The organism is Microbispora sp. ZYX-F-249, from assembly GCF_039649665.1.
GTDB lineage: Bacteria > Actinomycetota > Actinomycetes > Streptosporangiales > Streptosporangiaceae > Microbispora > Microbispora maris.
Genome location: NZ_JBDJAW010000025.1, coordinates 68,945 through 94,858, shown reverse-complemented (window position 1 = coordinate 94,858; position 25,914 = coordinate 68,945). Strand labels below are relative to the sequence as shown.

Genomic DNA, 25,914 nt, shown 5'->3' with positions numbered 1-25,914 from the left:
AAGGAGTCCGACCATTGGGCGACCACTACTCCTTCATCGACATGGCCGCCGCCGCCGCGAACCTCGCCGAACGTCTGCGAATCCTGACCGAACTGGAGGCCACCGGACCGGCGACGCCCGCTGGCCCGCTTCCCCCGTTCGACACCTGGAAGATCGACCGGGTCTCCCGACGGCTCGCCGTGAGGACGGACCCATCCGCGCCCGAGGCCCTCGGCCGGGACGGCCTCAGGCGGGCGCTCACCGCCTTCCGGCGGCACGAGCTCGGCCTGAGTGACGCCGACGACCACACCAAGGCGGTGTTCGCCGAGGTGCAGCGCTCCTGGCTGCCGACCTACCGGGGCGCACTCGACCGGTTCGACCGCTCCGCCCGCGATGCGCCGGACGCGAGTTGGCGGCGCCCCGAGATCTACTACGGTCGGCTCGCCATCGCCTGCGAGCCGTTCCTCCTCGAACTCGGCCGCCGGATGGACGCCGCGCGAGCCCGCCATCCGGGCCGGTTCGGCCGTCGCATCACCGACGATCTGCAGCGGCACCTTTTCGAGCGCTTCGAGCTGTCACTCGCGTGGGCCGTGGAGGCCGACGCGAAGGTGCACTGCGTAGAGGCGGGCATCGACAGGGCACGGGCGACCCGTGAGGACTTCCGAGCGTACGTCGACGCCACGTTCGCCGGGGCGGCCGCCCACCACCGCTTCCATCTCAGGTTCCCGGTCCTGGGACGCTGGCTGGCGCACGTCACCGCCTTGCTGGCCGACTTCGGATGCGAGCTCGTCGAGCGCCTCGACGCGGATGCCGCGGCGATCGGCCGCACGATCTTCGGAGCGGACGTCTCGTCGTTCCTGTCGGTGCGGCCGGGTATCTCCGATCACCACGCCGGAGCCCGTACCGTCACCCTTGTCGAGGCCCGGCTGGTGAGCGGCGCGACCGGTTCGTTCGTCTACAAACCGCGCCCGGTCGCCGCCGAGGCGGCGATGCAGAAGCTCCTCGCGCGGCTGCGCGGGGACGCAGTGCTCGGCTTCGCGCCGCATGCCGTCCTGTCGCGGCCGGGATACGGCTATGAGGAGCGGATCCCCCCGGGCCGTAACCATGTGACGACCGAGGAGGAAATCGAGCGGCTTTACCGGCAACTCGGCGGTCACCTGGGGATCTTCTACGTACTGGGCGGAGACGACCTGCATCTGGAGAACGTTCTGGTCGCCGACGGTCACGCCCACGTCTGCGATTGCGAGACCGCCCTCGGCGTGCTCCTGCGTGGTCAGGCACGGCCGCCGGGCACCCTCCTGGACTCGGTGTTCAGGACCGGACTGCTCGAGTGGCCGCGCGCGGCGGCCTCCGGTGACCTGATACGGGCCAGCGGCTACTCCGGAGGCGAGGCGTACGAGCTGCCGATGCCCGTGCCCTGCCTCGAAGAGCGGCGCGACAGCTTCCGGACGTCGGTGACGCACATGACCGGCGTGCGCGTCGAGCCGGAGACTTATAACCGGGTGCTGGTCGGCGACACGCTCGTACGGCCGGAGGACCACACCGAGGCGATCATCGAGGGGTTCTGCCGGGTGCACGAATGGTTCGAGCGCCACCCCGAGGCGGCGATACGCGCGGTGACGGAGATGTTCGACGGCATCCGCGTCCGGTTCGTCAACTGGTCCACCCAGCTCTACGTCAACCTGCTGCAGCACGCCCGGCACCCCAAGTGCCTGGTCGACCCCCTGGAGGTCGACCTGACCTTCGGCACGGTCCGCACCTTCCCGCAGAGCTGGGACCGGGACGGCCGGCTCGCGGAGCGGGAGGTCGAGTCGATGTGGCGGCTCGACATACCGATCTTCACCATGGACGCCCGCGGCGGGCCGCTCGTGCACGACCACACGACGCCGCTGGCGATCGACGTCGGCGCCTCTCCGCTCGACTGCGCCACGCGGCGGATCCGGCTCCTGTCCGCGGACAACCGCGAGCGGCAGCGCCTCTACATCGCGGCCGGCCTGCGCACGAGTGAGGTCGCCAGTCCGGCCTTCGTGTCCGCCTCCGTCGAGCAGGCGAGCCGGATCGGCGAGCGCCTGTGCGCCATGCTCCGCGAGCCGTCGGAGCCCGCGCCGTGGACGTCGTACGAGATCGGCCCGGACGGGCCCGTACGGGTCGACATCGGCGGCGACCTGTACGACGGGGCGGCGGGCATCGCACTGTTCCTCGCCTACCTCGACCGGATCGTTCCGCGACCGCAGTTCCGGCAGGCGGCCGAACGAGCCCTGTCCCACGCCATCGCGGCCACCGATCGCCGGCAGATCGGCGCCTTCACGGGGGTCGGCGGCCTGATCTACGTGCTCACTCATCTGCACCGCCTCTGGCGGGACCGCGAGCTGCTCGGGCTCGCCGTGCGCCTGAGCGAGGACCTCCGATCACGTATCGAGGCCGACACGGCACTGGACGTCTTCAGCGGTGCCGCCGGCCTGATCCCGGTGCTGCTCGGCCTCGCCTCCGAAGCGGACGACGAGGGCATCGACCAGGCGCATCTGTGCGCGAGAGTGCTGCTGCGCCACGCCGTCGCGGACGCCGGCACGCTGAGCTGGCCCCCGCCCGATCCTCGCATCGCCCCGGCCAATCTCACAGGCTTCGCCCACGGAGCGGCGGGCATCGGGTGGACGCTGATCCGGCTCGGGCGGCTGACGGACCGGACGGAGTACGTGATCGCCGGACGCCGCGCCCTGGCCTACGAGGCCCGGCACTTCGACGAGACCACCAACGACTGGTACGACCTGCGCACCAGCCCCGGCGGCGTACCGCAGGACGGCCGCTACTATGCCAACGCCTGGTGCAACGGCGCCGCCGGCATCGGCCTGAGCCGCATCGCGAGCTGGGCGCTCCTCGACGGCGACGACGAGTCGCTGCTGCGCGACACCCACCACGCCCTCACGGCGACGCTACGGAACTTCCCCCGGCTGAGGAGCGACACGCTCTGCCACGGCCGGTCGGGGAACGCCGAACTGTTCCTGCGTTTCGCCAGGCTGCGCGACGAGCCGACCTTTCAGATGGAGGCGAATGTCCAGGCGCACGAGCAATGGCGGCACTTCGACGACACCCGGAACGATCTCATCCAGGACACGGCGGGCCTCCTTCCCGGACTCATGATCGGAAGATCCGGCATCGGCATGCACTTCCTGCGCCTGGCCCACCCCGACCGGGTCCCGTCCCCCCTGCTCCTCGATCCAGTACCCGGCGGATGACAAAAGGGGCCCGACGCCGCCGTCGCGCCGCACGCGGAGGAATGCCCGAGGGAGGAACCGTGTTCGGAACCGGCCATCGGAGCGCTCAGGTGCCGCCCGTCGCGTGCCGGAGCCAGGGCGTTCCCGCGATACGGGCGACCGGCCTCCACAAGTCCTATCCGGACGTGGACGCCGTACGTGGCGTCGACCTCACGGTCGAGCAGGGCGAGACGTTCGGCCTCCTCGGTCCGAACGGCGCGGGCAAGAGCACGATCATCGCGATGCTGTGCACCCTGGCCATGCCCACCGCCGGCCGCATCGAGGTGGCCGGTCACGACACCCGGACCGCGCCCGGCCTGGTGCGGCGGAGTCTCGGAATCGTCTTCCAGGAGAGCACGCTCGACCAGGAGCTCACCGCCGCGGAGAACCTCCGCTTCCACGCCGACCTGTATGCCATGGCCAAGGCCGGGCTGGCCGCCCGGATCGACGCGATGCTCGACCTGGCCGGGCTCACGGCACGGCGTGACCACCTCGTACGGACCTTCTCCGGCGGGATGCGCCGCCGTCTGGAGATCGCCCGTGGCCTGCTGCACCGGCCACGGGTGCTGTTCCTGGACGAACCCACCATCGGTCTGGACCCGCAGGCGCGCGACCGGCTCTGGGCACACCTTCGCGAGGTGCGCGAACGCGAGGCGACCACGATCTTCCTGACGACGCATTACCTCGACGAGGCCGAGCGGTGCGACCGCGTCGCCATCGTCCACGACGGGCGGATCGTCGTGCAGGGCAGGCCCGCCGAGTTGAAGTCGACGCTCGCCGCCGACCGCATCGACCTGCGTACCGGCGACGACGTGGCGGCGGCCGCGGCGCTGCGCGAACGCTTCGGAATCGAGGCCGTCGCCGGACCGCGGGGCCTGCGCGTCCAGGCGGAGAACGGAGCGCGCCTGGTACCCCGGCTGTGCGCGGGCCTGGACGTCCCGGTTCACGAGGTGACGGTCACGAGGCCCAGCCTCGACGACGTCTTCCTCCACCACACCGGGCACCACATCCGGGACGAGTCCGGGGGAGGCCGCTGATGGCCGACGGCACTGTGCCACGCGCCGCGTACAGCCACGGCCTCGCCGCCGAGCTCGGCGCCGCGCGCATGGTGTGGCGGCGGGAGATGCTGCACTTCCTCCGCGATCGGGTCGGCACGCTGGTGTCCCTGATGGAGTCCCTGATGTTCCTCTTCATTCTCGGTATCGGCCTGGGAGGGCTCTTCGCCGCCTCCGGCATGGGGCCCGCGTCGGACTATCTGACGTTCCTCTTCCCCGGTGTGCTGGTGATGGCGGCACAACCCGCCGCGATGTCCGTGGGCGCGTCGATCGTCTGGGAGCGGGAGGACGGTTTCCTCCGTGAGATGCTCGTGGCCCCTGTGTCGCGGAGCACCCTGCTGATCGGCAAATGCCTCGGCGGCATGACGGTCGCGACCTGCCACGGCATGGTGATCCTGGCCAGTGCGGGACTGCTCCACGTCGCCTACCGGCCCGCGGCGTTCGCGGTGCTCGCCGCCGAGCTGGCGCTGACGTCGTTCGCGCTGACGGTGCTGGCCGCGGCGGTCGCGGTTTTCGTCCGGCGGCCCCGCACGCTGACCACCGCGCTGAGCGTCCTGATGGCCCCCCTGATGTTCCTGTCCGGGACGATGTTCCCGATCAGTGCGCTGCCGGGCTGGTTGGCGTGGCTGTCCCGCCTCGACCCGCTGACCTATGCCGTGGACGCCATGCGCCACACCGCCGGAGTCGATCGGCTCCCGCGCGGACCGGCCATGCTGTCCGAGCCGGTCAGCTGGGGCGGCCTGCGCCTGTCGCCACCTGCCGAACTGGCCGTCGTCGCCGCTCTCGCGTTGATCACACTGGTTGTGGCCGCCCGGCGTTTCTCCCGGCTCGGCTGATCGGTCACACATGGATCCCATGGTCAGGGGGACAACACGGTACGTGAGAGCGCCGAAGCCGCGCGGGCCCCGGGCACGCCTGGCAGCGTCGGTCACGGCCCTGGCGACTGTGCTGGGGGCAGCGGCATGCGGAACGGCTGCGACGCGCACGGCCGCGCCCCAGCCGTACGACCAGAGCCGGTTGCAGCGCGACACCGATGCGATCACCGCGACCGGGGCGACAGGGGTCCAGTCGCGTGCGACGCATGACAGCCATGACCTGGCGGCCACCAGTGGTTTCGGCGACGCCGGCACCCGGCGCCCGGTCAAGCCGGACGACCATTTCCGGATCGGCAGTTCCACCAAGACGTTCGTGGCGACCGTCGTCCTGCAGTTGGCGGGGGAAGGGAAGCTGTCGCTGGACGACACGGTCGAACGCCGGCTGCCCGGCGTGGTGCACGGCAACGGCAACGACGGTAACAAGATCACCGTCCGTGAGCTGCTCCAGCACACGAGCGGTATCCATGAAGGCGACGAAGGACATGAGACACCGGCCGACTACTACCGGCACCGGTTCGACATCGTCCCGCCGGACGCGTTGGTGAAAGAGGCCATGCGGCACCGGCCCGACTTCGCGCCCGGGACGTCATGGAGGTACTGCAACGCCGGGTACATCCTGCTCGGGATGATCATCAAACGGGCGACCGGGCGCCCGTGGTCCGAGGAGGTCGACCGGCGCATCCTTCGTCCGCTCGGTCTGCGTGACACCAGTGTGCCGGGCCTTTCCCCGGACGTTCCGGACCCGCATTCCGAGGGTTACGACCGGTACCCCGACGGCACGCTCATCGACGTCACCCGAACCCGCGCGCCCTACACCGCCGACGCCGCCGGAGCCATCGTCTCGACCACCGCCGACCTCGACCGGTTCTACCGCGCTCTGCTCAGCGGCAGGCTGCTGCGCCCGGCGGAGCTCGGCCAGTTGAAGCGGACCGTCGCCACCGACGCGAAGGTGCGACGAGCCTTTCCCGGAGCGCGGTACGGCCTCGGGTTGTTCTCCATCCCGCTGTCGTGCGGCGGACATTACTGGGGTCACGGCGGAGACATCGTCGGTTTCATGACGAGGAACGGCTTCTCCGAGGACGGCCGGCGGGGTGTCGTCGTCTCGGTTTCCACCGAATACGCGGACTCCGAGGACCGCTCCCTGCGTCAGATGAGAGCGGCCTCCAGGTTGATCGACCACGCACTCTGCGGAACCGGCTGAGCAGCAGGACGGACGGCCGCTCTGCCCGCCCGCTGAAGCCGCACGAGCTCATGTCTGCTTGTGTTGCAATATCCAAATGAATGACGAAGATCCCGCCGCACTGCTCGCCTTGCGGGATAGCTTCGCGGCACTGGGTGCGGCTGATCCCGATAGTTGGGCTCTCTCCGAGATATCGGAAGGCATCCCTCAGCTGGCTCGCTTTCTCGCGCTACGACGCGTCTGGCCGGAGCTGATCGACAGTTGGGCTGCTCCAGGCGCCTTGGAGAACATCCCGGCCGCGGCCCGGCTACTCGCCCACGGTGCGGACCGCCACGACCTCGCCCAGCTCGCGCGAGTCGCCGCCTATGAGGCGGTGTTCGGGTTGCTCTACAACCTCACAGCCGCCGGCCGCGACAGCGAAGCACCAGACGTTTCCCCTGGCTGGCGACTGATGGAGACCACAGCCTCGGGTGAACTAACAGGCAGAGCGGTCCGGCATCTTCACGAGGACCTACTCACCATGGACCCCTCAGGCCGCGACGGTCGGGACCTCTGGGATCGCCAGTAGATGCCGTTGCTGTATCACCTGCTGTACAGAGATCAAAAAGGCCCACCCCGATGTTCGGAATGGGCCCTTGAGTTGGGCGCGGCCGAGAGGACTCGAACCCCTAACCTTCTGATCCGTAGTCAGATGCTCTATCCATTGAGCTACGGCCGCTTTGCTGCCTGTTCACCTGCGGTGCCCGGCAACGGGTGTAACTCTACCAGACCCCTCACCCCTGCTTGCGCCAATAAACTGCTCCGCCCCCGGTCAAGCCGCCCCCGTACTATCGGAGCCCTACCGAGGGCGAGAGAGGTCACTCCTGCGGAACGAAGAGCGTGAGCGTGTCGGCGATGCAGGCCGGCCTGTCGACCCCCTCGACCTCGATCGTGACGCGCAGGTTCACGAGGGTGCCCGACGGGGTTCCCTTGACGTCGGCGATCTCGGCCCCGGCCCGTACGCGGGACCCGACGGGAACCGGCCGGGGGAAGCGCACCTTGTTGAGCCCGTAGTTGATGGCCATGCGCAGGCCGCCGACCTGATACAACTCGCTCACCAGCGTCGGCAGCAGCGAAAGCGTGAGGTACCCGTGCCCGATGGTGCCGCCGAACGGGCCGTCCTTCGCCCGTTCCGGGTCCACGTGGATCCACTGGTGGTCGTCCGTCGCGTCGGCGAAGAGATCCACTCTCTCCTGACTGATCTCCCGCCAGTCGCTGTACCCGAGATGTTCGCCCTTGGCCGCCTTGAGTTCGGCGAGATTCGTGAAGATCCGCATGATCGCACCCTACGCATGCGCGCCGCCGCTCGGCGGAAACGGGGGACTGGGAGCCGGGCGCCGCTCACACTGGTGCCACCGGGGACCTGGCGAGCCATGTCACGATCAGCAACAAACACATCTCCATCAGTGACGAGCCGCTCGTGACCTGCGGGGTATCAGCAGACCGCCGGAACACACCCCGGCGTGGAGGAGACGTGGACGAGCAGCCCGGCCCACCCGGCAAGCGATATCGGCTTCGCGGCCTCATCGCGGTCGTGGTCGCCGGTCTCGTCTGCTGGGCGCTCATCATCCTGCTGCTGGTCAAGCTGTTCGGGTGAGCTCGGGGGGACGTGCCGGCCGGAGACCAGCCCCGGCCGGCACCGGTCGTCACTCGCCGCTCTGGATGCTCTCGACCAGGTCGAGGTGCTCCTGGACCACCGGCTTGGCGGCCCGGGCCAAATTCTTCACTTCCTCCGAGGATCCGCTCGACACCTGCTCATCCAGGGCGAGCAGGGTCTTGCGGTGGTCCTTGACCTGTGCGTCGATCCAGGCACGGTCGAACGCGGCACCGCTCTTGGCCGCGAGCCGGCGCAGTTCGGCCTGCTGCTCCTCGCTCGGCCGGCTCGGCAGGTTCACATCCAGCTTCTCGGCCACCCGCTTGAGCTGGGCGTCGAGGGAGGTGTGGTCCTGCACCAGCTTCCTGCCGGCGTCCTTGACCGACTGCTTGGCGGCCTGCCGCTCGGCGGTCTGCCCGCCCTGGATCTCCGTGAGGTTGTCCTGATGCGCGGCGACCAGGAACGCCTTGTCCTTGTCGCTGACATCCGGCGGCGCCGCGTAGCCTGCCGTGACCCCTGACAGTGCCGCGACCACGGCCGCGACCAGGACGATGAGCCATCTCAGCATCAGATCCCCCGATCCTTCACCGGACGGCCGAGCGCCGGCTGATCGGCTCCGACCATCCGGGCATGACGCTTCACATGCCTCATACCCACCGGCCGCGTCCCCGGTACGGCTCAGCGTGTCACGGGCCGGTAGCCCCGCACGTAGTCGACCACGAACTCCTTGGGGTACGGCCCCACCCGGTCCGGCCCCTCGGCGCCGGGAAACTCGTAGATCCCGAGCATGAGCTGCATCGGATAGTCCGGGGACTGCCGGATGGTCCTGACGTGCCGGCCGTCCACGAGGAACGTCACCCGGTCCGGGGTCCACTCGGCCGCGTACACGTGGAACTCCCGCGCGTCGATGGGGAGGACCTCGGCGGCGAAGTCGTCGGTGATCGCGGGGTCGCCGAACGGGTGGACGCCCATGCCGACCTTCGCCGCGTCCGGCCGTACGTCACGTCCGAAGATCTCACAGACGCAGATCTCCGCGGACCGCTCGGGCGCGTCCTCGAAGCCGATCATCCACAGCGCGACCATGGCGCGTGGATCGCCGGTGGCCCTGGCGCGCATCTCGATCAGGCCGTGGTGAGGGGTGTAGAGCCGGGCCTCCTCCTGCGCTTCGCGGACGACGGCCCGGCCGCGCCCGTGCTGGCCGACGCCGCTGCCCACGGGCCCGGAGAACACGCCCGTCTGCAGTGAGGACACGCGCATCCGGCCCTCGGTCTCCGGTGACCACGGCGGCTGGTCCTCCTCGATCAACAGGCGCAGGCAGCCGTCGCCCACCCGGTATCGGGCCGCCGAGGCCGCATGCGTGGTCCATTGAGGCAGGTAACGCGGGATCCAGCGGCTCTCGTCGAGCACGCCGCCCTCGAAGGTGTCCTCGAACTCCAGCACATAGCCGGCCTTCGTCACCGGGTCCGGCGCACACGTCGCGTCCAGGGCTTCGCTCATACGGCAATCCTGGCGCGGCTCAGGGGAAGCCGAGGCTCACATCGGGGCATACGAGAGAAGACGGCGAAAGTTCACCGCGTCGGCCTTGGTCCGGCCCGGTTCCGAGGTGATGCTGGCGAGTGTCTGTCCCCTCGCCCCCACAAGGAGGTCTCGTGCAGACTCCGCGACGCTTCCGGCCGTCCCGGGCGGGACGGCTCACCGTCGTGATCGCCGCCATCGTGGCCCTCACCGCAGTGACCGGCGCCGTCCCCGCCCACGCCTCGGTCTACGGCTCCTGCTCGATCTCCCGCTGCGCCGACGCCCGCTCGGCGAACGCGATCTGGGCCGGGAAGGGGTATCCCACCAGCAGCGGCTGGTACTCCTGGCCCGACGGCAAGTACAACTACACCGGCGGGCGCTTCTACAACCGGGAGGGCCAGCTTCCCGGCGGCGCCACCTACTACGAGTACGACGTCTACTCCAGGGCGCGTGGCGCCTCGCGTGACGCGTACCGGATCGTCGTCGACCGCGGCACGGGCGTGACCTGGTTCTCGCCCAACCACTACACCGACTTCTACCGGCTCTAGGACCCGTCATGGCCTCCGCCGCACGCCCGCTGCCTCCGTGGCTCACGGTGACCACCGCCCCGGCCCCGGCGGTCGTCGAGGGACGGGCCTGCCGGACCCGTGCCGCCTTCTTCGAGGAGGTGGCACGGGTTCTGTGCCTCCCCGCCTACTTCGGCCGCAACTGGGACGCCCTCACCGACTCCCTGCGCGACATCGGGCCGACCCGTCTGGTCGTGAGACACGCCGAGGAACTGCTCGACGCCGAGCCTCCCGGGCAGTTCGCCACGCTGCTGGCCGTCCTGGCCGGCGCCGCCGAGTCCGGGCTGACCCTGACGCTCCACGCCGGCCCCGGCCACGAGCCCCTGCTGCGCAGGCGGGTGATCGAGGCCCTGTCCTGACCGGCGCGGCCCCGCGACGACCAGGGCACAGGGCCGGAGGGCCGTCACCAGGGCACGGGGCCGAAGCGGTCGACGAACCGGCCCGTCCCGCCGTCCGGTCCCTCGGTCGCGAGCGCCACGATCGCGTCGGTCCCCTCCGTCACGGTCTGGGTGCCACTGTGCCCGTTGAGGTCGGTCGCGGTGTAGCCGGGGTCGGCGGCGTTGACCCGGATGCCGGGCAGCGCCTTCGCGTACTGCGTGGTGAGCATGGTCACCGCGGACTTCGAGGACGTGTAGAGCGGCCCCACCACCGTGGACTCCACGCGGGCCGGGTCGTGGGTCAGCGCGAACGAGCCCGTGCCGCTGCTGACGTTGACGATCGCCGGGTGCTCCGACCGCCGCAGGAGCGGCAGGAAGGCGCTCGTCACGCGGATGACGCCCACGACGTTCGTCTGGTAGACCTCGAGGGCGTGGTCCGCGATCAGCTCCTCGGCGGGCACGCGCGGGCCGATGATTCCCGCGTTGTTGATCAGGACGTCGACGCGGCCCTCGTGCGCGGCGACGTCGGCCGCCGCGGCGGCGACGGACGCGTCGTCCGCCACGTCGATCCGCACGAAGCGCGCGCCGAGCTTGTCGGCCGCCGTCTGCCCGCGCTCGGGGTCCCGTGCGCCGATGACGACGGTGTGGCCGAGGTCGATGAGGCGGCGGGCGGTCTCGAAGCCGAGGCCCTTGTTGGCCCCGGTGATGAAGGTGATCGTCATGGTTGGAAGCATCGCCGGACGGGGCGCGGACAACCAGGGAGAGCGCTCCGGTAGGACAGGCAGTACCACCCTGGGGTCCCGCGGCCCACGCAGAATGGGCGTATGACCACAGACGAGACGAGCCTGGGCTCGACGATCCGCGCGTGGCGCGACCGGCTCTCCCCCGCGGCGGTCGGCCTGCCCGCAGGCCGCGTACGCCGTGCGGCCGGGCTGCGCCGCGAGGAGCTCGCCGACCTCGCGGGCGTCTCGGTGGACTACGTCGTCCGGCTGGAGCAGGGCCGGGCCACCACGCCGTCGGCGCAGGTCGCCGCCGCGCTGGCACGGGCGCTCCAGCTCAGCCGGGCCGAGCGCGACCACCTCTACCGCCTCGCCGGGCTGCAACCGCCCCGGGACGGCGTGATCAGCGACCACATCCCGCCCGGAATGCAGCGGCTGCTCACCCGGCTCGGGGACGCGCCGGTCGCCGTGTTCGCCGCGGACTGGCGGCTGCTGTGGTGGAACCGCGGCTGGGCGGCGCTCCTCGGCGACCCCTCCGTGGTCCCGCCGGAGGAGCGGAACCTGGTGCGTTCGCGCTTCCCCGCGGCGTCCGATCGCACGCGCCTGGCGGCCTGGCCCGTCGTCTCCGAGAACGCGGACGCGACCGACCGGGCGATCGTCGCCGACCTGCGGCGCGCGTCCGGCCGCTACCCGGAGGACACGCGCCTGAGCGAGCTGATCCGCCGGACGCTGGCCGGGAACGCCCGCTTCGCCGAGCTGTGGCACTCCGGCGCCGTGGGCGGCCACGCGGAGGATCGCAAGACGATCCGGCATCCGGCGGTGGGGGACGTCACGGTCGACTGCGACGTGCTCTGCGACTCCGACACCGATCTGAAGATCGTCGTCTACACGGCCGTACCAGGCAGCGAGGACGAGACCAAGCTCGATCTCGTCCGGGTCACGGGTGTCGCGGCCCCGGCTCGCTGAGCCGGTAGGGCGTTCAGCTCGCGCCGCGTACGAGCTCGGGACGGAACGCGATGATGAGGCCGAGCGTGGTGTAGCCCACGAGCAGGTGGGCCGCGCCGACGACGTCCGACACGGACGTGCCGAGGATCGCCATGGTCGGGAGGGTGACGACCACCCAGCTCTCGGCGACGAGCGGCCAGAAGCGGGCCGCCCCGCGCCACCGCCCGGCGACGGCGACCTTGATACCGATCACGAACATGCCCAGCATCGACAGCGGCCAGAACGCGTCGAGGATCCCCAGCCAGACGCTGTCCCGCTGGCCGGGCAGGAACGCGTGGAAGACGCTCCACGCCATCGCCAGGGCCAGCAGCACCCGCTCGACCTGCAGCATCGCGCGGGCCACGCGGCTCACCCCGGTCGCCCTCGTACGGACCATGACCGCGAGGAGGGACAGGGCGCCGAACTGGAACGCCAGGCCGCCCAGGTCGGTGATCTTCACTCCCGTCTCGGTGGCGGGGTTGAATCCGTAGAGGAAGCTGACGGCGGACCAGGCCAGTGCGCCGGTGGAAAGGCCCAGCGCGAGCCGGCGTACGGTCGCCTCGGCGAGCGGCGCGGACGGGGACGCGTCGGCGGCGCGGGTGCTGGGCTGGGTGTGGAGGGTCATCGTCGTTCCTTCTGAGCAGCGGGTTTCGATGGCGGCGGCGGTCGCCGCGGCGACGAGGACGATCCTCACGAACCACCGGCCCAGGTCGTCAGGGCCTCGTGTCCCGATTCCCGGCATCTCTCGCGTCCCAGGACAGATGGGACGTGCGTCCTAGGGACATCGGGCACCTGCCGAGGGCACACTTTCCTGGTGCAGATTGGGACGGTTCGTCGGCTTTCGCGCCTGAGCCTCGGGCCTGTGCTCCTCGCGATCGCCGTGACCGCCACACTGGTGGCGGCGCTGATCGACCTGCGGGTGCCGCAGGCCCACCGCGCCGTGCTCGAACTGCAGCCGGGCGCGGTCGACGCGACAGCGGGTGTCGCACTCGCCGCGGCCGGCATGGTGGTGCTCCGCCGCTACCCGCGCCACACCCTCGGCCGCCTGATGTCGGCCTTCGGCGCCTGGTGGGCGCTGGACGGGGTGGCGTCGTCGTGGCTCGCGTACGCCACCACGCACCACCCCGCGCTCCCGGGGGCGTCCGCGGCCTTCGTCGTCTACCAGCGGCTCGGAGCGGGCCTGGTGCTGCTGCTCCCCCTGGTGCTGCTGCTGTTCCCGGACGGGAAGCTGCCCTCCGGGTGGTGGCGCGGCGCCTCGCTGCTCAGTCTCGGGCTGACGAGCCTGCTCCCGCTGGCCCTGCTCGCGGCGCCGTCCGCCATCGCCCAGGCCACCTCGGAGTCCTCCCCGCTGCCCGCGCCGCTGCGCGCGCTGAACCTCGAGGCGCTCTACCTCCCGCTGCCGGACGCCGTCTGGACCGGGGTGCTGCTGGTGGCTCAGCTGAGCCTCCCGCTGAGCCTGGTCACCCCGTTCGTCGTGGTGGTGCGGCGCTACCGCGCGGTCACCGGCATCGACCGTGCCCGGATGCGCTGGCTGCTGTGGGCGGCCGTGGTCGACCTCCTGGTCATGCTGACGTTCCGGCTGCTGCCCAACTGGTTCGGCGCCGCCGGCCTGACCATCGCCGTGATCCTCACGGCCGGGTCGGTCGCGATCGGGATCGTGCGCCCGGACCTCGTCGACGTGGACCGGCTGCTCGGCGGGACGCTGGTGTACGGCCTCCTGCTCGCCCTGACGTTCGTCCTCGACCTGCTGGTCCTCGGCGGTGCGGGCCGGCTGCTCGGGCCGCGCCTCAACGAGGGGGAGCGCCTGGTCATCGCCGTCTTCGCGGTCGCCATCCTGTACGCCCAGCTCCGGCACCGGCTCTGGCGCCTGGTGCGGCGCTGGGTCATCGGGGATCGGGACGACCCCTACCACGTGATGTCCGGGCTCGCCGAGCGGCTGGAGCGGACCGACGACTCGGAGGCGCAGCTCGTCACGCTGGCCCGTACGGTGGCCCAGGCCTTCCGCACGCCCTACGTGGGCGTGGAGATCACCCAGGTCAGCGGCGAAGTGCTGCTCGTGGAGGACGGCGAGCGTCCCGCCGAGACGCAGGCGCTTCCCATCACCTACCGGGGTGAGCGCATCGGGCGGCTGCTGCTGCCGCGCCGGGCCGCCCGCCGCCGGCTCACCGCCGGTGACGAACGGCTGCTGGCCGACCTGATCCGCCAGGCCGCCGCGGCGGCCCGTGCCGTACGCCTCGCGGAGGAGCTGCAGCGCAGCCGGGAGGGCATCGTCTCCGCCGTCGAGGACGAGCGGCGCCGCCTGCGCCGCGAGCTCCACGACGGCCTCGGCCCCACTCTCGCGGCGGTCGCGTCCCGGATCGACACGGCCCGGATCACCGCCCGCCGGTCGAGCGAGGACGCCGACCGGATCCTCGGCACGGCCCGTCAGGAGCTGACCGGGATGCTCGCCGAGGTACGGCGGCTGGTGCACGGCCTGCGCCCGCCCGCGCTCGACGACGTCGGCCTGGTCGGCGCGATCCGCCAGCAGGCGGAGCGGCTGCGCGCCCCGGGCCTGACCGTCCGGGTCGAGGAGCGGGGCGACCTCGCCGGTCTGCCGGCCGCCGTGGAGGTGGCGGCCTACCGGATCGCGTCGGAGGCGATCACCAACGTGGTGCGGCACGCGAAGGCCGGCGAGTGCGTGGTGTCGCTGATCCGCGACGTCGACGAGGGGCACCTCGACGTGGTGGTCGTCGACGACGGAGTCGGCCTCCCCCCGGAGACGGTGGCCGGCGTGGGACTGGTGTCGTTGCGCGAACGGGCCGCCGAACTCGGCGGGTCGTGCACGGTCACCGCCGTGGAGCCCGCAGGCACGCGGGTGCGGGCGCGCCTGCCCGTCACGTCGTCCGGGCGGACGCCCGTGCTCACGTCTACCGGAAAGGTGGAGAATGACCGCTAAGCGGCCGGTGAGGGTCCTCGTGGTGGACGACCACCCGGTGTTCCGCGAAGGCTTCGCGGCACTGCTGAGCAGCATCGACGAGGTCGAGGTCGCGGGAACGGCCGCGACCGGCGTCGAGGCTCTGCGGCAGGCCGCCGAGCGGGATCCCGACGTCGTGGTCATGGACGTGCAGATGCCGGACATGGACGGCATCGAGGCCACCCGTCGCATTCTCGAGAAGCACCCGGAGATCGGCATCGTGGTGCTCACGATGTCCGAGGAGGACGGCACCATCTTCGACGCGCTCCGTGCCGGCGCCCGCGGCTACCTGCTCAAGGGCGCCGAGCCGGACGAAGTCGTCCGCGCGATCACCACGGTGGCCGGCGGCGGCGTCGTGTTCGGCGCGGTCCTGGCCTCGCGCATCGCCGGTTTCCTCGCCCCGAGGCCGCAGGCCGGTGCCGTCTCGCCGTTCCCGGCCCTGACCGCCCGGGAACACGAGGTGCTCGACCTGGTGGCCGCCGGCCTGTCGAACGGCCAGATCGCCGCGCGGCTCTTCCTGTCCCAGAAGACCGTGCGCAACCACGTGCACGCGGTGCTCACCAAACTCCAGGCCGCCGACCGGGCGGAGGCGATCATCCGCGCCCGCGACGCCGGCCTCGGCCGGTGACCGCCCATCAGGCCTCTTCGGGGTCGCGTCCGAGGATCGACCGGCCTCCGTCGACCGGCACGGTCGCGCCGTTGACGAAGCTCGCCTCGCCGGACAGCAGGTAGGCGACGGCGGCGGCCACCTCCTCCGGGCGGCCCACCCGGCCGGCCGGGTGCAACAGGCCCATCTCGCGCTCGATCCGTGCGGCCTCCGCGGGCTCCTGGCCGTGCAGGAACGCCTCATAGCGCTCGGTGGCGATCGAGCCGAGGGCGACGGTGTTGACCCGGATGCCACGCGGGCCGTAGTCGACGGCGAGTGCCCGGGTGAGTCCTTCGACGGCGGCTTTGGCCGTCGCGTACGGCAAGGAGCCGCGCACCGGCCGCCGCGCCTGGTGGGAGGAGACGTTGACGATCGCCCCGCCCGTGCCGGCGCTCAGGAACCGGCGGATCGCGGTCGTGCATCCCACGACCGCCGGGGCGAAGTTCGCCCCGACGAGGTCGAGGACCTCCCGCGCCGAGGGGAGGTCCAGCGTGGCCGCCCGGAACACGGCCGCGTTGTTGACCCAACCGGCCAGCGGGCCCGCGGCCTGGGCCAGGTCGGCGGCCCGTTCCGCCACGGTCTCGTCGGCGGCGTCGCCGGTCACCGCGATGACCCGGGAGCCGGCCGGATGGGTACGGGTCCACGCCAGCGCCGCCGGGTCGAATTCGATGACGACGACGCTGTTCTCGTCGCCGAGGAGTCGTTCGACGAGCGCACGTCCGACACCGCGACCGCCTCCGGTGACAACGTACGAAGAGCCCATATCCGCCCCTTTCGCGACATCGAGATCTACCTGGTCGACGAGCGACGTACCCCAAATGACCTACAGAGAGATCATCACTACTATTTGCGCCGTGATGGGAAGAACGATCTCATTGGTCGCCGCTGCCGGCGCCGTCATCGGGGCCGTCGCTGTGGCCGGCCCCGGCCGCGCCTCCGCCTCCTCCACCACGTCCCTGCGGCTGTCCGGCGGGCTGACCCTGGAGATCCCCCGCGCCTGGCGGGTCTACCGGAGCGCCGACCAGGTGCACGTGGTGACCGGCGCCTGCGCCAAGCCCAAGAGCCACTACTTCGAGCCCAGGTGCCGGGGCTTCTGGGTGATGGGAGCGAAGACGCTCAAGACCGGGGGCGAGGGCTTCCGGCCCTACAACCCCGTCAATGGACCGTTCTATCCCGCCGTCGACGTCGCCCCCTGCCCGACCGACCCCAAGCTCGGCCATGTTCTCGGCAAGGCGATCGCCGTCGGTCACCGGAACATCGGAGAGGGCCACAAGGCGCACTACCGCGTATGGCCGGGGCGTTGCGTCACGTACGACGACGCGACCGAGAAGTCGACGTTCAAGCAGCGCGAGTGGTACCTGCCGAAGGAAAAGCTCCTGATCGTCGACCAGTGGACCACTCCCGGACTCGCCACCGTGGTGCGGAACGCCACCTGGGAGAGCTAGCTCAAGCCTCCCCACCCCCTCATCGAGACCCGATTGAGAGCCTCGGCTGCAAGGGGGTCACGCACCCTCGCTTACGCGGCCGGTCCTCGGGTGAGAGGCCACAAGAGAGCGCACAGGGGCCGAACCCGCCACCACGTGCGGCGGCGACATCCACGGCTCCGGTGCCGGCGATCAGGTGCATGCGTCCGGCCAGGTGACGCCTGTCAGGCTTCCTTCGCCTGGGGGGTACGGCCGGCCAGTGCGGCCGCGGTCAGGGTGAGGTGCCGGGACAGCACCTCGGCCGCGGTGCCGGCGTCGCGGGCCAGCGCCGCCTCCTCCAGCCGGCGATGCTCGCCGACGTGATCCCGGCCGGGGTCGCGGTGCGACGAGAAGCGGCGAGCGAGCTCGCTCGCGGTCCACAACCGGTCGAAGGTCTCCAGCAGTACGGGGTTCCCACAGCCCTCCAGCAGGGTGCGGTGGAAGACCCGGTGGGCCTCGGACCACGCACTGGCGTAGTACTCGCCCTCCTCGGGCACGAACGCCGGGGTGCGGGCCAGCCGGTGATGAGCGGCTCGTACGCGGGCCTCCCAGTCGACGTCGCCGCGCTCGATGGACATGCGCAGCACGACCGGTTCGATGGCCCGGCGGGCCTCGGCGACCTCCTGCCAGCGGCGGTCGGAGAAGGACGGGACGGCGAAGCCGCGGTTGGGCAGCCGGTCGGCGAGGCCCTCGCCGACCACCCGCACCAGCGCCTCGCGCACGACGGCCAGGCTCACGCCCTGGTCCTTGGCGATGTCCTGCGGTTTGAGGGCGTCACCGGGGGCGTAGTCCCCGCGCATGATCGCGTCTCGCAGGTGCGCGTAGACCTGCTCGGAGAGCATCTGCGTGCCGGGCGAGTTCGAGGGGTGGGCCGTGCGGGTCATGCGACAAGCATAGACGATTCGCCAAATAATCGATTTTCCGTGTTATTGTCGATTCGGCGAGCCGACGGTGATGCCCTGACCGAGTCGCGGGCTCTCCGTTCACCCGCACGCCCACGCAACACGGCCCGAAAGGAACGACGCGATGACCGCCAACGACCCCTTCGCCCGCCTCCCCGAGGCGGCGTCCTTCACCGTGACCAGCACCACCGTCGCCGACGGCGCCCCCTGGCCGCCCGCGCAGTTCTCCTCCGGCATCCCCGGCGGGAAGGACATCTCCCCGCAGCTGTCCTGGAGCGGCGCCCCGGAAGGCACCAGGAGCTACGCCGTCACCGTCTACGACCCCGACGCCCCCACCGGGTCCGGGTTCTGGCACTGGGCGGTCGCCGACATCCCCGCCTCCGTCACCGAACTTCCCGAGGGCGCCGGCGACGACAGCGGCTCAGGCCTTCCCGAGGGCGCCTTCCAGCTGCCCAACGACGCCCGTGTGGCCCGCTTCATCGGCGCCGCCCCACCGGCCGGGCACGGCCCGCACCGCTATTTCGTCGTGGTGCACGCCCTCGATGTCGAGTCCATCGGCGTCCCGGCCGACGCCACCCCGGCCCTCCTCGGCTTCACCATGGCCGGCCACACCCTCGGCCGCGCGGTCCTGATCGCGACCGCCGAGACCCCCGCCTGACGAACGGCGTGCCCGCACTCGCCGACACATCGAGCGCGGTGTCCCCGAGCCGCCGCGGCGGACCGTCCGGACGCCTTCCGGACGGCCGCTGCGGTGCTCGCCCACCTCGGGCCCGTATGCGGGGGTCATCCGTGACCGGAGGCCAGGGACCGGGTCGCCGTTTCGCGGTAGAGCCATGAGCCGGCCGCTACCGCCATGATCATCTCCACCAGCGAGAGCCCGCCGCTGAGCGCCACAAGCCGGGCGGAGAACAGACCCATGCCCGCATATCCGGCCATCGGCAGCAGATAGCCGACCAGCCAGAGGATCGCGCCGGCGAGTATCCGAGTCCGCGGCCCGTCTTCGAAGCGCGGCCGGATCGCCGCGTACAGCCATACGCCCGCCAGCCCGTACACCAGGCTCGTCGCGGTGAAGAAGGCCAATGTGCCCGGGCCGCTCGACGCGCCGCGCATCTCGATGCCCAGCCTGCCCATCGCCTGTGCCCATTCGGCGTTGAAGGCGGGGATCGCGCCGCCCTTGATCGCGTTGAGCGCGGTGAGCACCACCCCGGCCACCAGTCCGCCCATCGCCACCCTCGCGAGATTGATGCGCACCGCGTGTCCTCTCCCTACTAGTACGCCGTACTAGTTGTCGCGACGGGACCGTACTCGTACGATGTACCAGTGTCAAGAACGACCTACGGCCCCGCAGGTGAGCCCGTATGACCGCGCGCCGCACACCCCGCCAGGACGCGCCCTCGCGGCGCGGGCGCGGACATCCGCCCCTGTCCACGGAGGAGGTCGTGGCCGCCGCAATCGCGCTCATCGACGAGGAAGGGCTGGAGTCGTTCAGCCTGCGCCGCCTGGCCACCCGCCTCGACGCCGGCCCGATGACCCTCTACTGGCATGTGCAGAACAAGGACCGGCTCCTCGACCTCGTCCTGGACACCCTCATCGGCGAGGTGCCGCCGCCCGCACCGGAGGGCCCGTGGGCCGAGCGTGTGGCCACGGTCATCCGCGATATCCGGGCCGCCTACATCCGGCACCATCGGGCGGTGCCGATCCTGGCCACCCGTCCCGCCGTCGGTCCGAACGCCCTTCGCCTGACCGAGGCCCTGCTCGCCGTACTCCGCGAGGCGGGCTTCCCGCCCACCGCCATCCCGACCGCTTACCAGTCACTGCTGAACTACGCCGCAGGGTCGGTCCTCGCCGAATGCCTGCCGGTGTCGGAGCCCCCCGAGATCTCACCCGAGGTCCATCCCACGCTGGCAGGGCTCTCCCCGCGGTTCGCCGCCATCACGCCCGACGACACCTTCGAGTACGGCCTGCGGCGGCTCCTCGCCGGCCTTGCTCAGGACGTCGAACCGACCCCGCACTGAACGAGCCACGACAGGACTCCCGCCTCGGCCGTCTGCGGCCTTCGCTCGCTGTGTGCCTTCGCTCGCTGTGTGCCTTCGCTCGCTGTATGCCTTAGCTCGCTGCGGCGCCGGGCCGTCGGCTCCATGTCGATCGGTCAGGCCGGGCGGTGCCTCGATGCCGAGCGTGCCGGCGCAGGGATCGCCCGGCCGCCGCCGGGTTCTGCCTTCAGACGGCCTCACCCAACTGCTCGGCCAGCCGCTCCAGGCCACCCTTGATGAGCCGCCCGTAATCGTCGTCGCCAAGCGCGCCGATCCCGGCTCGAGCCTGCCGCAGATGCTCACGGGCGCGATCGAGATCGCCCAGCTTGCGATAGCACTCGCTCAAGTTCAGGTGCAACGACGGGTACAGGCCCGTCACGGGAAGCGGCACCCCAGCCTGCGCCACCGCCTCATCGGTGACCCGATCGGCGGCGGCAAGCGCGCGCAGATCCCACATCAGCTCCTGGTCCACGTCGTCCTGCACATCGGCCATCGAGTGCGCGAGAACGCACACATGCAGCGGGTCACCTTGCTCGCCGCCGATGTCATCCCAAATCTGGGCGAACAGGTCGCGAGCGGCTTCGCGCTGGCCTCGATGGTGATGCAGCTCCACCCCCTGGCCGATCCGGGTCAGCGTCGGGTCGGTGGTCATCATTGGCTCCTTCACCATCGCCGGCAACCGCGTTCAGCCTATTCGCCCGACGGCTTGAAGATCGAGCTTCGTGACGCCGACGCTCACCGACGGGCTTGAGGCGGAGGACTCGTCTGACCGACCCGGGCCGACGGCAGCAGGGCTGCGCGGCTCCTCCCTCAGCCCCTTGCGACCCGCGCTCTTCGGCTCGGCGCCGGGCTGGAGCATCCCCGCGGGACGCGCTTTGGATCACGGTTCAGCGCCGGCTCCAGATGCGGTGGGTCTCGAGTGCGTCGGAGAGGTCCTGGGCCACTTCCGGTGAGCCGGCGGAGAAGAACGCGCGCTCCAGGATCGCCGCGGGTGCCGTTCCCCTGATCCAATCGTCCAGGAGCGTGTACCACTCGTCGCTTCGGGCGACGCTGACAGTGAAGTAATGCATGAACCACGCCATGTGGCGGGCCGCCGCCTCGGTGGTGTTCGACTCCCACTCGGCCAGGTAGGGAGCCAGATCCAGCTCCAGGCTGTCGGCGACGATTTCGATCATCATCATGACGTCGACGTCTCGCGGATAGTGGTTCAGGGTGTGCCGCCACCATGCGCGGACGGTGCCGATGACGGCTTCCTGCTCGGTCTTCATCCAGGTACGCCACCTGACCCCGAGCCGCAGCATCAAGCCACTGGCATGTACCTCGTCGAGCTCTTCCAGGATGAGCAGTTCCAGCAGCCGGGGCAGGTAGTGCTTGAACTCCTCGACGTCTCCCCATGTGTACAGGCCGTTCCAGGCGTACGGCTGCAGCGCGGACGCGGTGAGCATGCGGAGGGGTGCTGCGCGCGTCGCGCGAACCTCTTCGTCGGACACGCAGTGGTCACACACCTCGGTCTTGACCGGCAGCGGATATCGGGAGAAGGCCGCGTAGAGAGCGTCCAACGCGTGATCGAGATCTGGCGGCGTGTCCATGCCCGGATGCTATTGCGCGGCTGCCGGGGCAGCAGAAGTCAGAACTCCGCATCGAATCGAGCGGTTGCGCGCAGCCCTACAGCCCCCGGGATCGATCTGTCTGTTGAGGTTGGTTCGTCGATGGGATAGTTCCAGGCATGAAACAGTACCGACGCTCGATCTGGTACAGAGCGGGGCGCGGGCTTGCTCTCATCAATATCGGGTGGATGGCCGCGGGCAGTTACTTCGTGCTCGTGGTCAATGGCAACGAGCGGCCATGGCCTCTCCTGCACATATGGATTTTCTCGGCTATCCAGCTTGTCGTGCTACTGAGCAGCGTGATCGGCTGGCTTCGGTATCAGGCGAGCAAGCCGGAGCCTCTGGAGGGGCAGGTAGCCGACACGGATCCAGGCGTCTCGTAGGCCGGCGCCGGAACAAGCGGAGCGGCCAGGCACTGTACGGGGTACTGCCTGGTGAGCAGGCGGCTGGAGCTGCCTCCGGCCGGGAGCGACCCCCAGGCCGAACGCCCGGTCGCCGAGCGGGCGCCGGGCCGGCAGCACATCGGAGCCGGTTGCCGCGTCGTCGCTGATATTCGGAGGTCGGCTCATCACGCGAGTCACGGAGCGACTGGGATGATCAGGATGTGTCCGCTGCCTCCCGGCCTCCGCGACCCGCGAGATGCGTCTTCTTCGACGTCGACGGCACGCTGATCGATGCGTTGGACAACCAGCGTCGCGTCTGGGCAACGTGGGCGGTGCAACATGCGCTGGACCCCGAGGAGGTCTACCGCGTGGCGCTGCGGACCCGGCCGGTGGAGACCTTCGCCGCTGTCGCACCAGACCTGGATCCCCACACCTGCCTGATGGCACTGCACGCGTTGGAGGACGAGGACGTGCGTTCCGGCGCCTACACGGCCTTCGACGGGGCGTCCAGGCTTCTGCACGGACTTCCCACCGGAGCATGGGCACTGGTCACCTCGAACTACGCCCATAGGGTCCGCGGGCGTTTCCTCCGCACCCGGCTACCCATACCGGAGGTGATCGTGGACGCGGCCGCGGTCGAGCGGGGCAAACCATCACCCGACCCCTACCTGCTGGCCGCCCGGCGATTCGGTGTCCCGCCGGAGCACTGCCTTGTCGTCGAGGACGCTCCTTCCGGCGTACAGGCCGGGCTGAGGGCCGCAATGACCGTGTGGAACGTCAACACGCCTGTCGCCGTGGACGGAGCGCACCGTCACTTCAAAAGGCTGCGCGACGCGGTGGACGACATCCTGGCATTCGCGTCCGGCGGATAGACCCCGGTGACGGAGCGGTGGGGCAACTGCAACCAGAGGCCCTGTGGAGATCAAAAAGCCCCCCTCGCCGAAGACCGGCGAGAGGGGGCTTTGAACTGCGGGGGCTCGGGGATGTCGACCCACCGCGAAGCGGCAGCGTGCCGGCGACGGAGGGGCAAGCCCGTCTTCGCGTGTACCTGAAGCCGTCGCCGTTCCTCGGCCATTGGACGCCAAGGGCCAAAGACGGGCTTGAGCCGGAGGAGCCGGTCTGCCGGGCTCCGCCTGGGTCGATGGCCGGAGGGATGCGCGGCTCCTACCTCAGCCATCTACGGCCCGTGCTCTCCAGCTCGGCGCCATCCCGGAACCGGAGTCCCCCGCCGGAGGCATGCACTCTTCAGCGGGATTTGTTACGCGCTTCCGTTGCCTGCCAGCCATCACGAGCTGCCTGCTCTCGCAGAAGCGGAGGCCACGTCCCGATGAAGTCACGAACAGCCGGATCCCACGGGCCAACGCTGTACACGAAGGAAGCTCCAACCAGTTCCCGCACGCGGACGTCTGTCGACTGAAGAGCACGCTCAAGGAAGCCGAGGCAACGCCCGACGAGCTTTTGGTCTCCTCGCTCATGCGCGCCAAGGACGAGCGTTGTGACGTGCCAAAACAGCACGTGCGGTAGGACCTCTCCGTTATCGGCTACATGCTCCCGCCAAACCGGAGCGAACTCCGGAACGTCCTGCACGAGGCGGTCCACCACATCCTCGTACGTCATTGGCTCCATGTTCTGAGCATTCTGCGTACGTGAGGTCCGTGTCCAGGCAGGGGCAAGGCATGACGGGGACCATGCGAAGTATGAGGCGCCGCGAAGAGCGGAGTGCAGCGGCGCGGCGCTGTGGTCGACGGGTGCGCTGGATCACGGCGTGTGCTGCGGGGTGGCGCACGGCCCGAGCCGCTGCCGGCCGGGACCGGCCCCCAGGCCGCATGCCCGGCCGGCAGGCGGGCGACGGGCCGCAGTGCGGCGGCGCGCCGCGCCGCGGACGTGCGCGAAGGGCTGCACCGGGCACGCCGACCGCTGCCCGCAGCGTACGGGCGGCGGCATCGTCTTTCGGCAACGCAAGGGCCGGAGTCGGCTGACCCTCCAGTGTCCGCCGGAGTTGCTTCCGATCCTGCGCGAGCACAAGAAGCGCCAGGACGCCGAACGGGCGGAGGCCGGTGAGCTCTGGGAGGATCACGACCTTCTCTTCCCCACCCGCCGGGGCCGGCCGATGGAGCGCAGCGAGGACTACAAGATGTGTAAGGCGCTCCTCCGCCAGGCCGGGGTCAGGGAGGCCCGCCTCCACGACGCGCGGCATACGGCCGGGACACTCCTCGTCGAGCAGGGCGTCCACATCCGGGTCGTGCAGGAGATCCTCGGCCACGCCCGCGTCACGACGACAGAGCGTTACACCCACATCGCCAGTCCCCAGGTGAAGGACGCCAGCGAGCGCATGGGGGCGGCCCTGTGGGGCGAGGACTAAACAAGGGGCTGAAGGCAACTGCAACTAGAGACCCCCTGGAGATCAAAAAGCCCCTCTCGCCGAAGACCGGCGAGAGGGGCTTTGAACTGCGGAGGCTCGGGGATTTGAACCCCGGATGGGCTTAAGACCCAAACCGCATTAGCAGCTCGGCTCTCGACCGTCCCGATCCGTTCCACCTGGACCAACACCGCACGGCGGTCCTCCTGGAACGGCTTGGTACGAAGGGGAACTGCAACTAAAACTGCAACTAGAGCGGGCTAGTGACCTGCGCGGACGCGCACGCCTCGCCCTCCGCGCATCCCGTATGCCGTCGACCCACCGCGAAGCGGCAGCGGGCCGGCGACGGAGGGGCAAGCCCGTCTTTGCGTGTACCTTAGCCGGTCGCCGTTCCGCAGCCATTGGACGCCAAGGGTCACAGACGGGCTTGAACCGGAGGAGCCGGTCTGCTGGGCTCTGCCTGGGTCGATGGCAGACGGGATGCGCGGGCTCCTACCTCAGCCATTGCGGCCCGTGCTCTCCAGCTCGGGCGGCATCCCGGAGCTGGAGGCCCCCGCCGGAGGCGAAACGATCTCGCTGCTTGGAGCGATACAACAGCGTCTGGCTAAGTTCTCGAGCAGGGATTGACGCAGGCTATGGCCCAGCTGCATGCAAGGAACCGCTTCGCCATCACAACCGAGGGAGAGGGCTGGGACCAGATAGCCGCGAGAGGAAGCAGCGGAGGGACCGCAAGGCCTCGCCCCCGACGCGCAATCCCGGATGCAGTGGTCATCACTCCAGCAACCCAACCTCGGGCGCAGTCCAAGCGCAACGAGTTCGTAAGCCCTACACCCGTACGGATGCCGCGTGGGCGTACAGAACCGTGTGGCGATCCGGATTGCCCAACTTGTTAGCGCAGTGGAATCACGCGGCAGAGCGCGACCGCTCGAGGTGTCCTGTGTCGGCCCGAGCCGCCGGCGGCCGGGACCGGCCCCCAGGCCGCAAGCCCGGCCGCCGAGCGGGCGCAGGGCCGCGAGGCGGCGGCGCAGCGCCGCCCTTGATCCTTAAAAGCACAATTCGGCAGCTGAGCTGCTCATTTGTGAGCAGAGGAGCCAAGGCGGCCGTCGATCAGCATGCCCATACGACTTCATCGTCGCCGCTGTGGAGCACCGGAACGCGGCGGTTTGGCAACTTATACCGTTGAAATTTTACACTACCCACGTATGGTGATCTCATAGCGGACAGTACAAGCAAGAGTTAGATTCAAGCGACCTTTCGGAGGAGTAAAACCGAAGTGGCGAGTGCGACAAGTTGGCTCGGCGAAGACTGGGAGAGTTGGTGCATTCTACTTATTCGGCGACGATACGGCGCACATCAGGTTCAGGTCGTCCCTGCGCGACACAGAGGTGACCTAGGCATTGAAGCCTTCACCTATGATGGATGCGCCTTTCAATG

Annotated in this window: 28 protein-coding genes and 1 tRNA gene; 17 read left to right on the top strand and 12 right to left on the bottom strand. The window is 70.2% G+C overall.

Annotated elements, in window-relative coordinates; translation table 11 throughout:
* Positions 1-14 precede the first annotated feature (14 nt).
* The 5 genes from AAH991_RS26670 (at position 15) to AAH991_RS26650 (ending at position 6,908) form a co-directional block, all read left to right on the top strand.
* Positions 15-3,212: a type 2 lanthipeptide synthetase LanM family protein gene (locus AAH991_RS26670; RefSeq protein WP_346228649.1), complete on the top strand. Its 3,198-nt coding sequence runs from the start codon at positions 15-17 to the stop codon at positions 3,210-3,212.
* Positions 3,213-3,271: 59 nt separating this feature from the next.
* Entirely contained in the window at positions 3,272-4,267 is a 996-nt protein-coding gene (locus AAH991_RS26665) for an ABC transporter ATP-binding protein (protein WP_346228648.1), read from the top strand.
* The gene (locus AAH991_RS26660) at positions 4,267-5,121 is read left to right on the top strand and encodes an ABC transporter permease (protein WP_346228647.1); all 855 of its coding nucleotides are present in this window, start codon (positions 4,267-4,269) and stop codon (positions 5,119-5,121) included. The genes AAH991_RS26665 and AAH991_RS26660 overlap by 1 nt, the downstream gene beginning before the upstream one ends.
* Positions 5,122-5,230: 109 nt before the next feature.
* Positions 5,231-6,361, top strand: a complete 1,131-nt coding sequence (locus AAH991_RS26655) for a serine hydrolase domain-containing protein (protein ID WP_346228646.1) — start codon at positions 5,231-5,233, stop codon at positions 6,359-6,361.
* Between the two features lie 76 nt (positions 6,362-6,437).
* Positions 6,438-6,908, top strand: coding sequence for a hypothetical protein (locus tag AAH991_RS26650; RefSeq protein WP_346228645.1), 471 nt, complete (start codon positions 6,438-6,440; stop codon positions 6,906-6,908).
* 77 nt (positions 6,909-6,985) lie between these two features.
* Here the strand turns inward: AAH991_RS26650 and AAH991_RS26645 are convergent.
* Both AAH991_RS26645 and AAH991_RS26640 read right to left on the bottom strand, forming a co-directional pair.
* Positions 6,986-7,058, bottom strand: a tRNA-Arg gene (locus tag AAH991_RS26645).
* 139 nt (positions 7,059-7,197) lie between these two features.
* On the bottom strand, positions 7,198-7,656 hold the full coding sequence (locus tag AAH991_RS26640) for a MaoC family dehydratase (RefSeq protein WP_346228644.1): 459 nt from the start codon (positions 7,654-7,656) through the stop codon (positions 7,198-7,200).
* Between the two features lie 197 nt (positions 7,657-7,853).
* Between AAH991_RS26640 and AAH991_RS26635 the strand changes: the two genes are divergently transcribed.
* Positions 7,854-7,976 (top strand): hypothetical protein, encoded by a 123-nt coding sequence (locus tag AAH991_RS26635; protein ID WP_264294895.1) that lies wholly within the window; start codon positions 7,854-7,856, stop codon positions 7,974-7,976.
* A gap of 49 nt (positions 7,977-8,025) precedes the next feature.
* Here AAH991_RS26635 and AAH991_RS26630 read toward each other — a convergent pair whose 3' ends face one another.
* Both AAH991_RS26630 and AAH991_RS26625 read right to left on the bottom strand, forming a co-directional pair.
* Entirely contained in the window at positions 8,026-8,541 is a 516-nt protein-coding gene (locus AAH991_RS26630) for a DUF4142 domain-containing protein (protein ID WP_346228643.1), read from the bottom strand.
* A 110-nt stretch (positions 8,542-8,651) separates the two neighbouring features.
* Entirely contained in the window at positions 8,652-9,470 is an 819-nt protein-coding gene (locus AAH991_RS26625; protein ID WP_346228642.1) for a glycoside hydrolase family 16 protein, read from the bottom strand.
* Between the two features lie 152 nt (positions 9,471-9,622).
* Here AAH991_RS26625 and AAH991_RS26620 point away from each other — a divergent pair, with 152 nt between their 5' ends.
* Positions 9,623-10,036, top strand: coding sequence for a ribonuclease domain-containing protein (locus AAH991_RS26620; protein ID WP_346228641.1), 414 nt, complete (start codon positions 9,623-9,625; stop codon positions 10,034-10,036).
* 8 nt (positions 10,037-10,044) lie between these two features.
* Positions 10,045-10,413: a barstar family protein gene (locus AAH991_RS26615; protein ID WP_346228640.1), complete on the top strand. Its 369-nt coding sequence runs from the start codon at positions 10,045-10,047 to the stop codon at positions 10,411-10,413.
* A gap of 44 nt (positions 10,414-10,457) precedes the next feature.
* On the opposite strand, the gene AAH991_RS26610 is transcribed toward AAH991_RS26615, so the two are convergent.
* Positions 10,458-11,153, bottom strand: coding sequence for an SDR family NAD(P)-dependent oxidoreductase (locus AAH991_RS26610; protein ID WP_346228639.1), 696 nt, complete (start codon positions 11,151-11,153; stop codon positions 10,458-10,460).
* A 102-nt stretch (positions 11,154-11,255) separates the two neighbouring features.
* Here AAH991_RS26610 and AAH991_RS26605 point away from each other — a divergent pair, with 102 nt between their 5' ends.
* Complete coding sequence (locus tag AAH991_RS26605) at positions 11,256-12,116, top strand: helix-turn-helix domain-containing protein (protein WP_346228638.1); 861 nt, start codon at positions 11,256-11,258, stop codon at positions 12,114-12,116.
* 13 nt (positions 12,117-12,129) lie between these two features.
* On the opposite strand, the gene AAH991_RS26600 is transcribed toward AAH991_RS26605, so the two are convergent.
* On the bottom strand, positions 12,130-12,759 hold the full coding sequence (locus AAH991_RS26600; protein ID WP_346228637.1) for a hypothetical protein: 630 nt from the start codon (positions 12,757-12,759) through the stop codon (positions 12,130-12,132).
* Between the two features lie 237 nt (positions 12,760-12,996).
* Between AAH991_RS26600 and AAH991_RS26595 the strand changes: the two genes are divergently transcribed.
* Both AAH991_RS26595 and AAH991_RS26590 read left to right on the top strand, forming a co-directional pair.
* The gene (locus AAH991_RS26595; protein WP_346228636.1) at positions 12,997-15,069 is read left to right on the top strand and encodes a sensor histidine kinase; all 2,073 of its coding nucleotides are present in this window, start codon (positions 12,997-12,999) and stop codon (positions 15,067-15,069) included.
* The gene (locus AAH991_RS26590; RefSeq protein WP_346228635.1) at positions 15,059-15,715 is read left to right on the top strand and encodes a response regulator; all 657 of its coding nucleotides are present in this window, start codon (positions 15,059-15,061) and stop codon (positions 15,713-15,715) included. Before AAH991_RS26595 ends, AAH991_RS26590 begins: the two co-directional genes overlap by 11 nt.
* Positions 15,716-15,722: 7 nt before the next feature.
* Here AAH991_RS26590 and AAH991_RS26585 read toward each other — a convergent pair whose 3' ends face one another.
* Complete coding sequence (locus tag AAH991_RS26585) at positions 15,723-16,496, bottom strand: SDR family NAD(P)-dependent oxidoreductase (RefSeq protein WP_346228634.1); 774 nt, start codon at positions 16,494-16,496, stop codon at positions 15,723-15,725.
* A 94-nt stretch (positions 16,497-16,590) separates the two neighbouring features.
* On the opposite strand from AAH991_RS26585, the gene AAH991_RS26580 reads away from it, so the two are divergent.
* A complete protein-coding gene (locus AAH991_RS26580; protein WP_346228633.1) occupies positions 16,591-17,178 on the top strand; it encodes a hypothetical protein in 588 nt (195 codons plus the stop codon).
* Between the two features lie 203 nt (positions 17,179-17,381).
* Here the strand turns inward: AAH991_RS26580 and AAH991_RS26575 are convergent, their stop codons facing one another.
* Positions 17,382-18,080: a GntR family transcriptional regulator gene (locus AAH991_RS26575; RefSeq protein ID WP_346228632.1), complete on the bottom strand. Its 699-nt coding sequence runs from the start codon at positions 18,078-18,080 to the stop codon at positions 17,382-17,384.
* A 142-nt stretch (positions 18,081-18,222) separates the two neighbouring features.
* Here AAH991_RS26575 and AAH991_RS26570 point away from each other — a divergent pair, with 142 nt between their 5' ends.
* Entirely contained in the window at positions 18,223-18,756 is a 534-nt protein-coding gene (locus AAH991_RS26570) for a YbhB/YbcL family Raf kinase inhibitor-like protein (protein ID WP_346228631.1), read from the top strand.
* Positions 18,757-18,881: 125 nt separating this feature from the next.
* On the opposite strand, the gene AAH991_RS26565 is transcribed toward AAH991_RS26570, so the two are convergent.
* A complete protein-coding gene (locus AAH991_RS26565; RefSeq protein WP_346228630.1) occupies positions 18,882-19,349 on the bottom strand; it encodes a hypothetical protein in 468 nt (155 codons plus the stop codon).
* Positions 19,350-19,537: 188 nt separating this feature from the next.
* Here AAH991_RS26565 and AAH991_RS26560 point away from each other — a divergent pair, with 188 nt between their 5' ends.
* Positions 19,538-20,113, top strand: a complete 576-nt coding sequence (locus tag AAH991_RS26560; protein ID WP_346228629.1) for a TetR/AcrR family transcriptional regulator — start codon at positions 19,538-19,540, stop codon at positions 20,111-20,113.
* Positions 20,114-20,318: 205 nt separating this feature from the next.
* Here AAH991_RS26560 and AAH991_RS26555 read toward each other — a convergent pair whose 3' ends face one another.
* Together AAH991_RS26555 and AAH991_RS26550 are read right to left on the bottom strand one after the other, a co-directional pair.
* Positions 20,319-20,786 (bottom strand): tetratricopeptide repeat protein, encoded by a 468-nt coding sequence (locus AAH991_RS26555; RefSeq protein WP_346228628.1) that lies wholly within the window; start codon positions 20,784-20,786, stop codon positions 20,319-20,321.
* 232 nt (positions 20,787-21,018) lie between these two features.
* Positions 21,019-21,720 (bottom strand): hypothetical protein, encoded by a 702-nt coding sequence (locus AAH991_RS26550; RefSeq protein ID WP_346228627.1) that lies wholly within the window; start codon positions 21,718-21,720, stop codon positions 21,019-21,021.
* A 137-nt stretch (positions 21,721-21,857) separates the two neighbouring features.
* Between AAH991_RS26550 and AAH991_RS26545 the strand changes: the two genes are divergently transcribed.
* Together AAH991_RS26545 and AAH991_RS26540 are read left to right on the top strand one after the other, a co-directional pair.
* The gene (locus AAH991_RS26545) at positions 21,858-22,121 is read left to right on the top strand and encodes a hypothetical protein (RefSeq protein WP_346228626.1); all 264 of its coding nucleotides are present in this window, start codon (positions 21,858-21,860) and stop codon (positions 22,119-22,121) included.
* Between the two features lie 221 nt (positions 22,122-22,342).
* Positions 22,343-22,993, top strand: coding sequence for an HAD family hydrolase (locus AAH991_RS26540; RefSeq protein ID WP_346228625.1), 651 nt, complete (start codon positions 22,343-22,345; stop codon positions 22,991-22,993).
* Positions 22,994-23,366: 373 nt separating this feature from the next.
* On the opposite strand, the gene AAH991_RS40520 is transcribed toward AAH991_RS26540, so the two are convergent.
* Entirely contained in the window at positions 23,367-23,738 is a 372-nt protein-coding gene (locus tag AAH991_RS40520; protein ID WP_428834033.1) for a DUF7674 family protein, read from the bottom strand.
* A 382-nt stretch (positions 23,739-24,120) separates the two neighbouring features.
* On the opposite strand from AAH991_RS40520, the gene AAH991_RS26535 reads away from it, so the two are divergent.
* Positions 24,121-24,483 carry a tyrosine-type recombinase/integrase gene (locus tag AAH991_RS26535; RefSeq protein ID WP_346228624.1) on the top strand — a complete coding sequence of 121 codons (363 nt, stop codon included), beginning with the start codon at positions 24,121-24,123 and terminating at the stop codon, positions 24,481-24,483.
* Positions 24,484-25,914 lie beyond the last annotated feature (1,431 nt).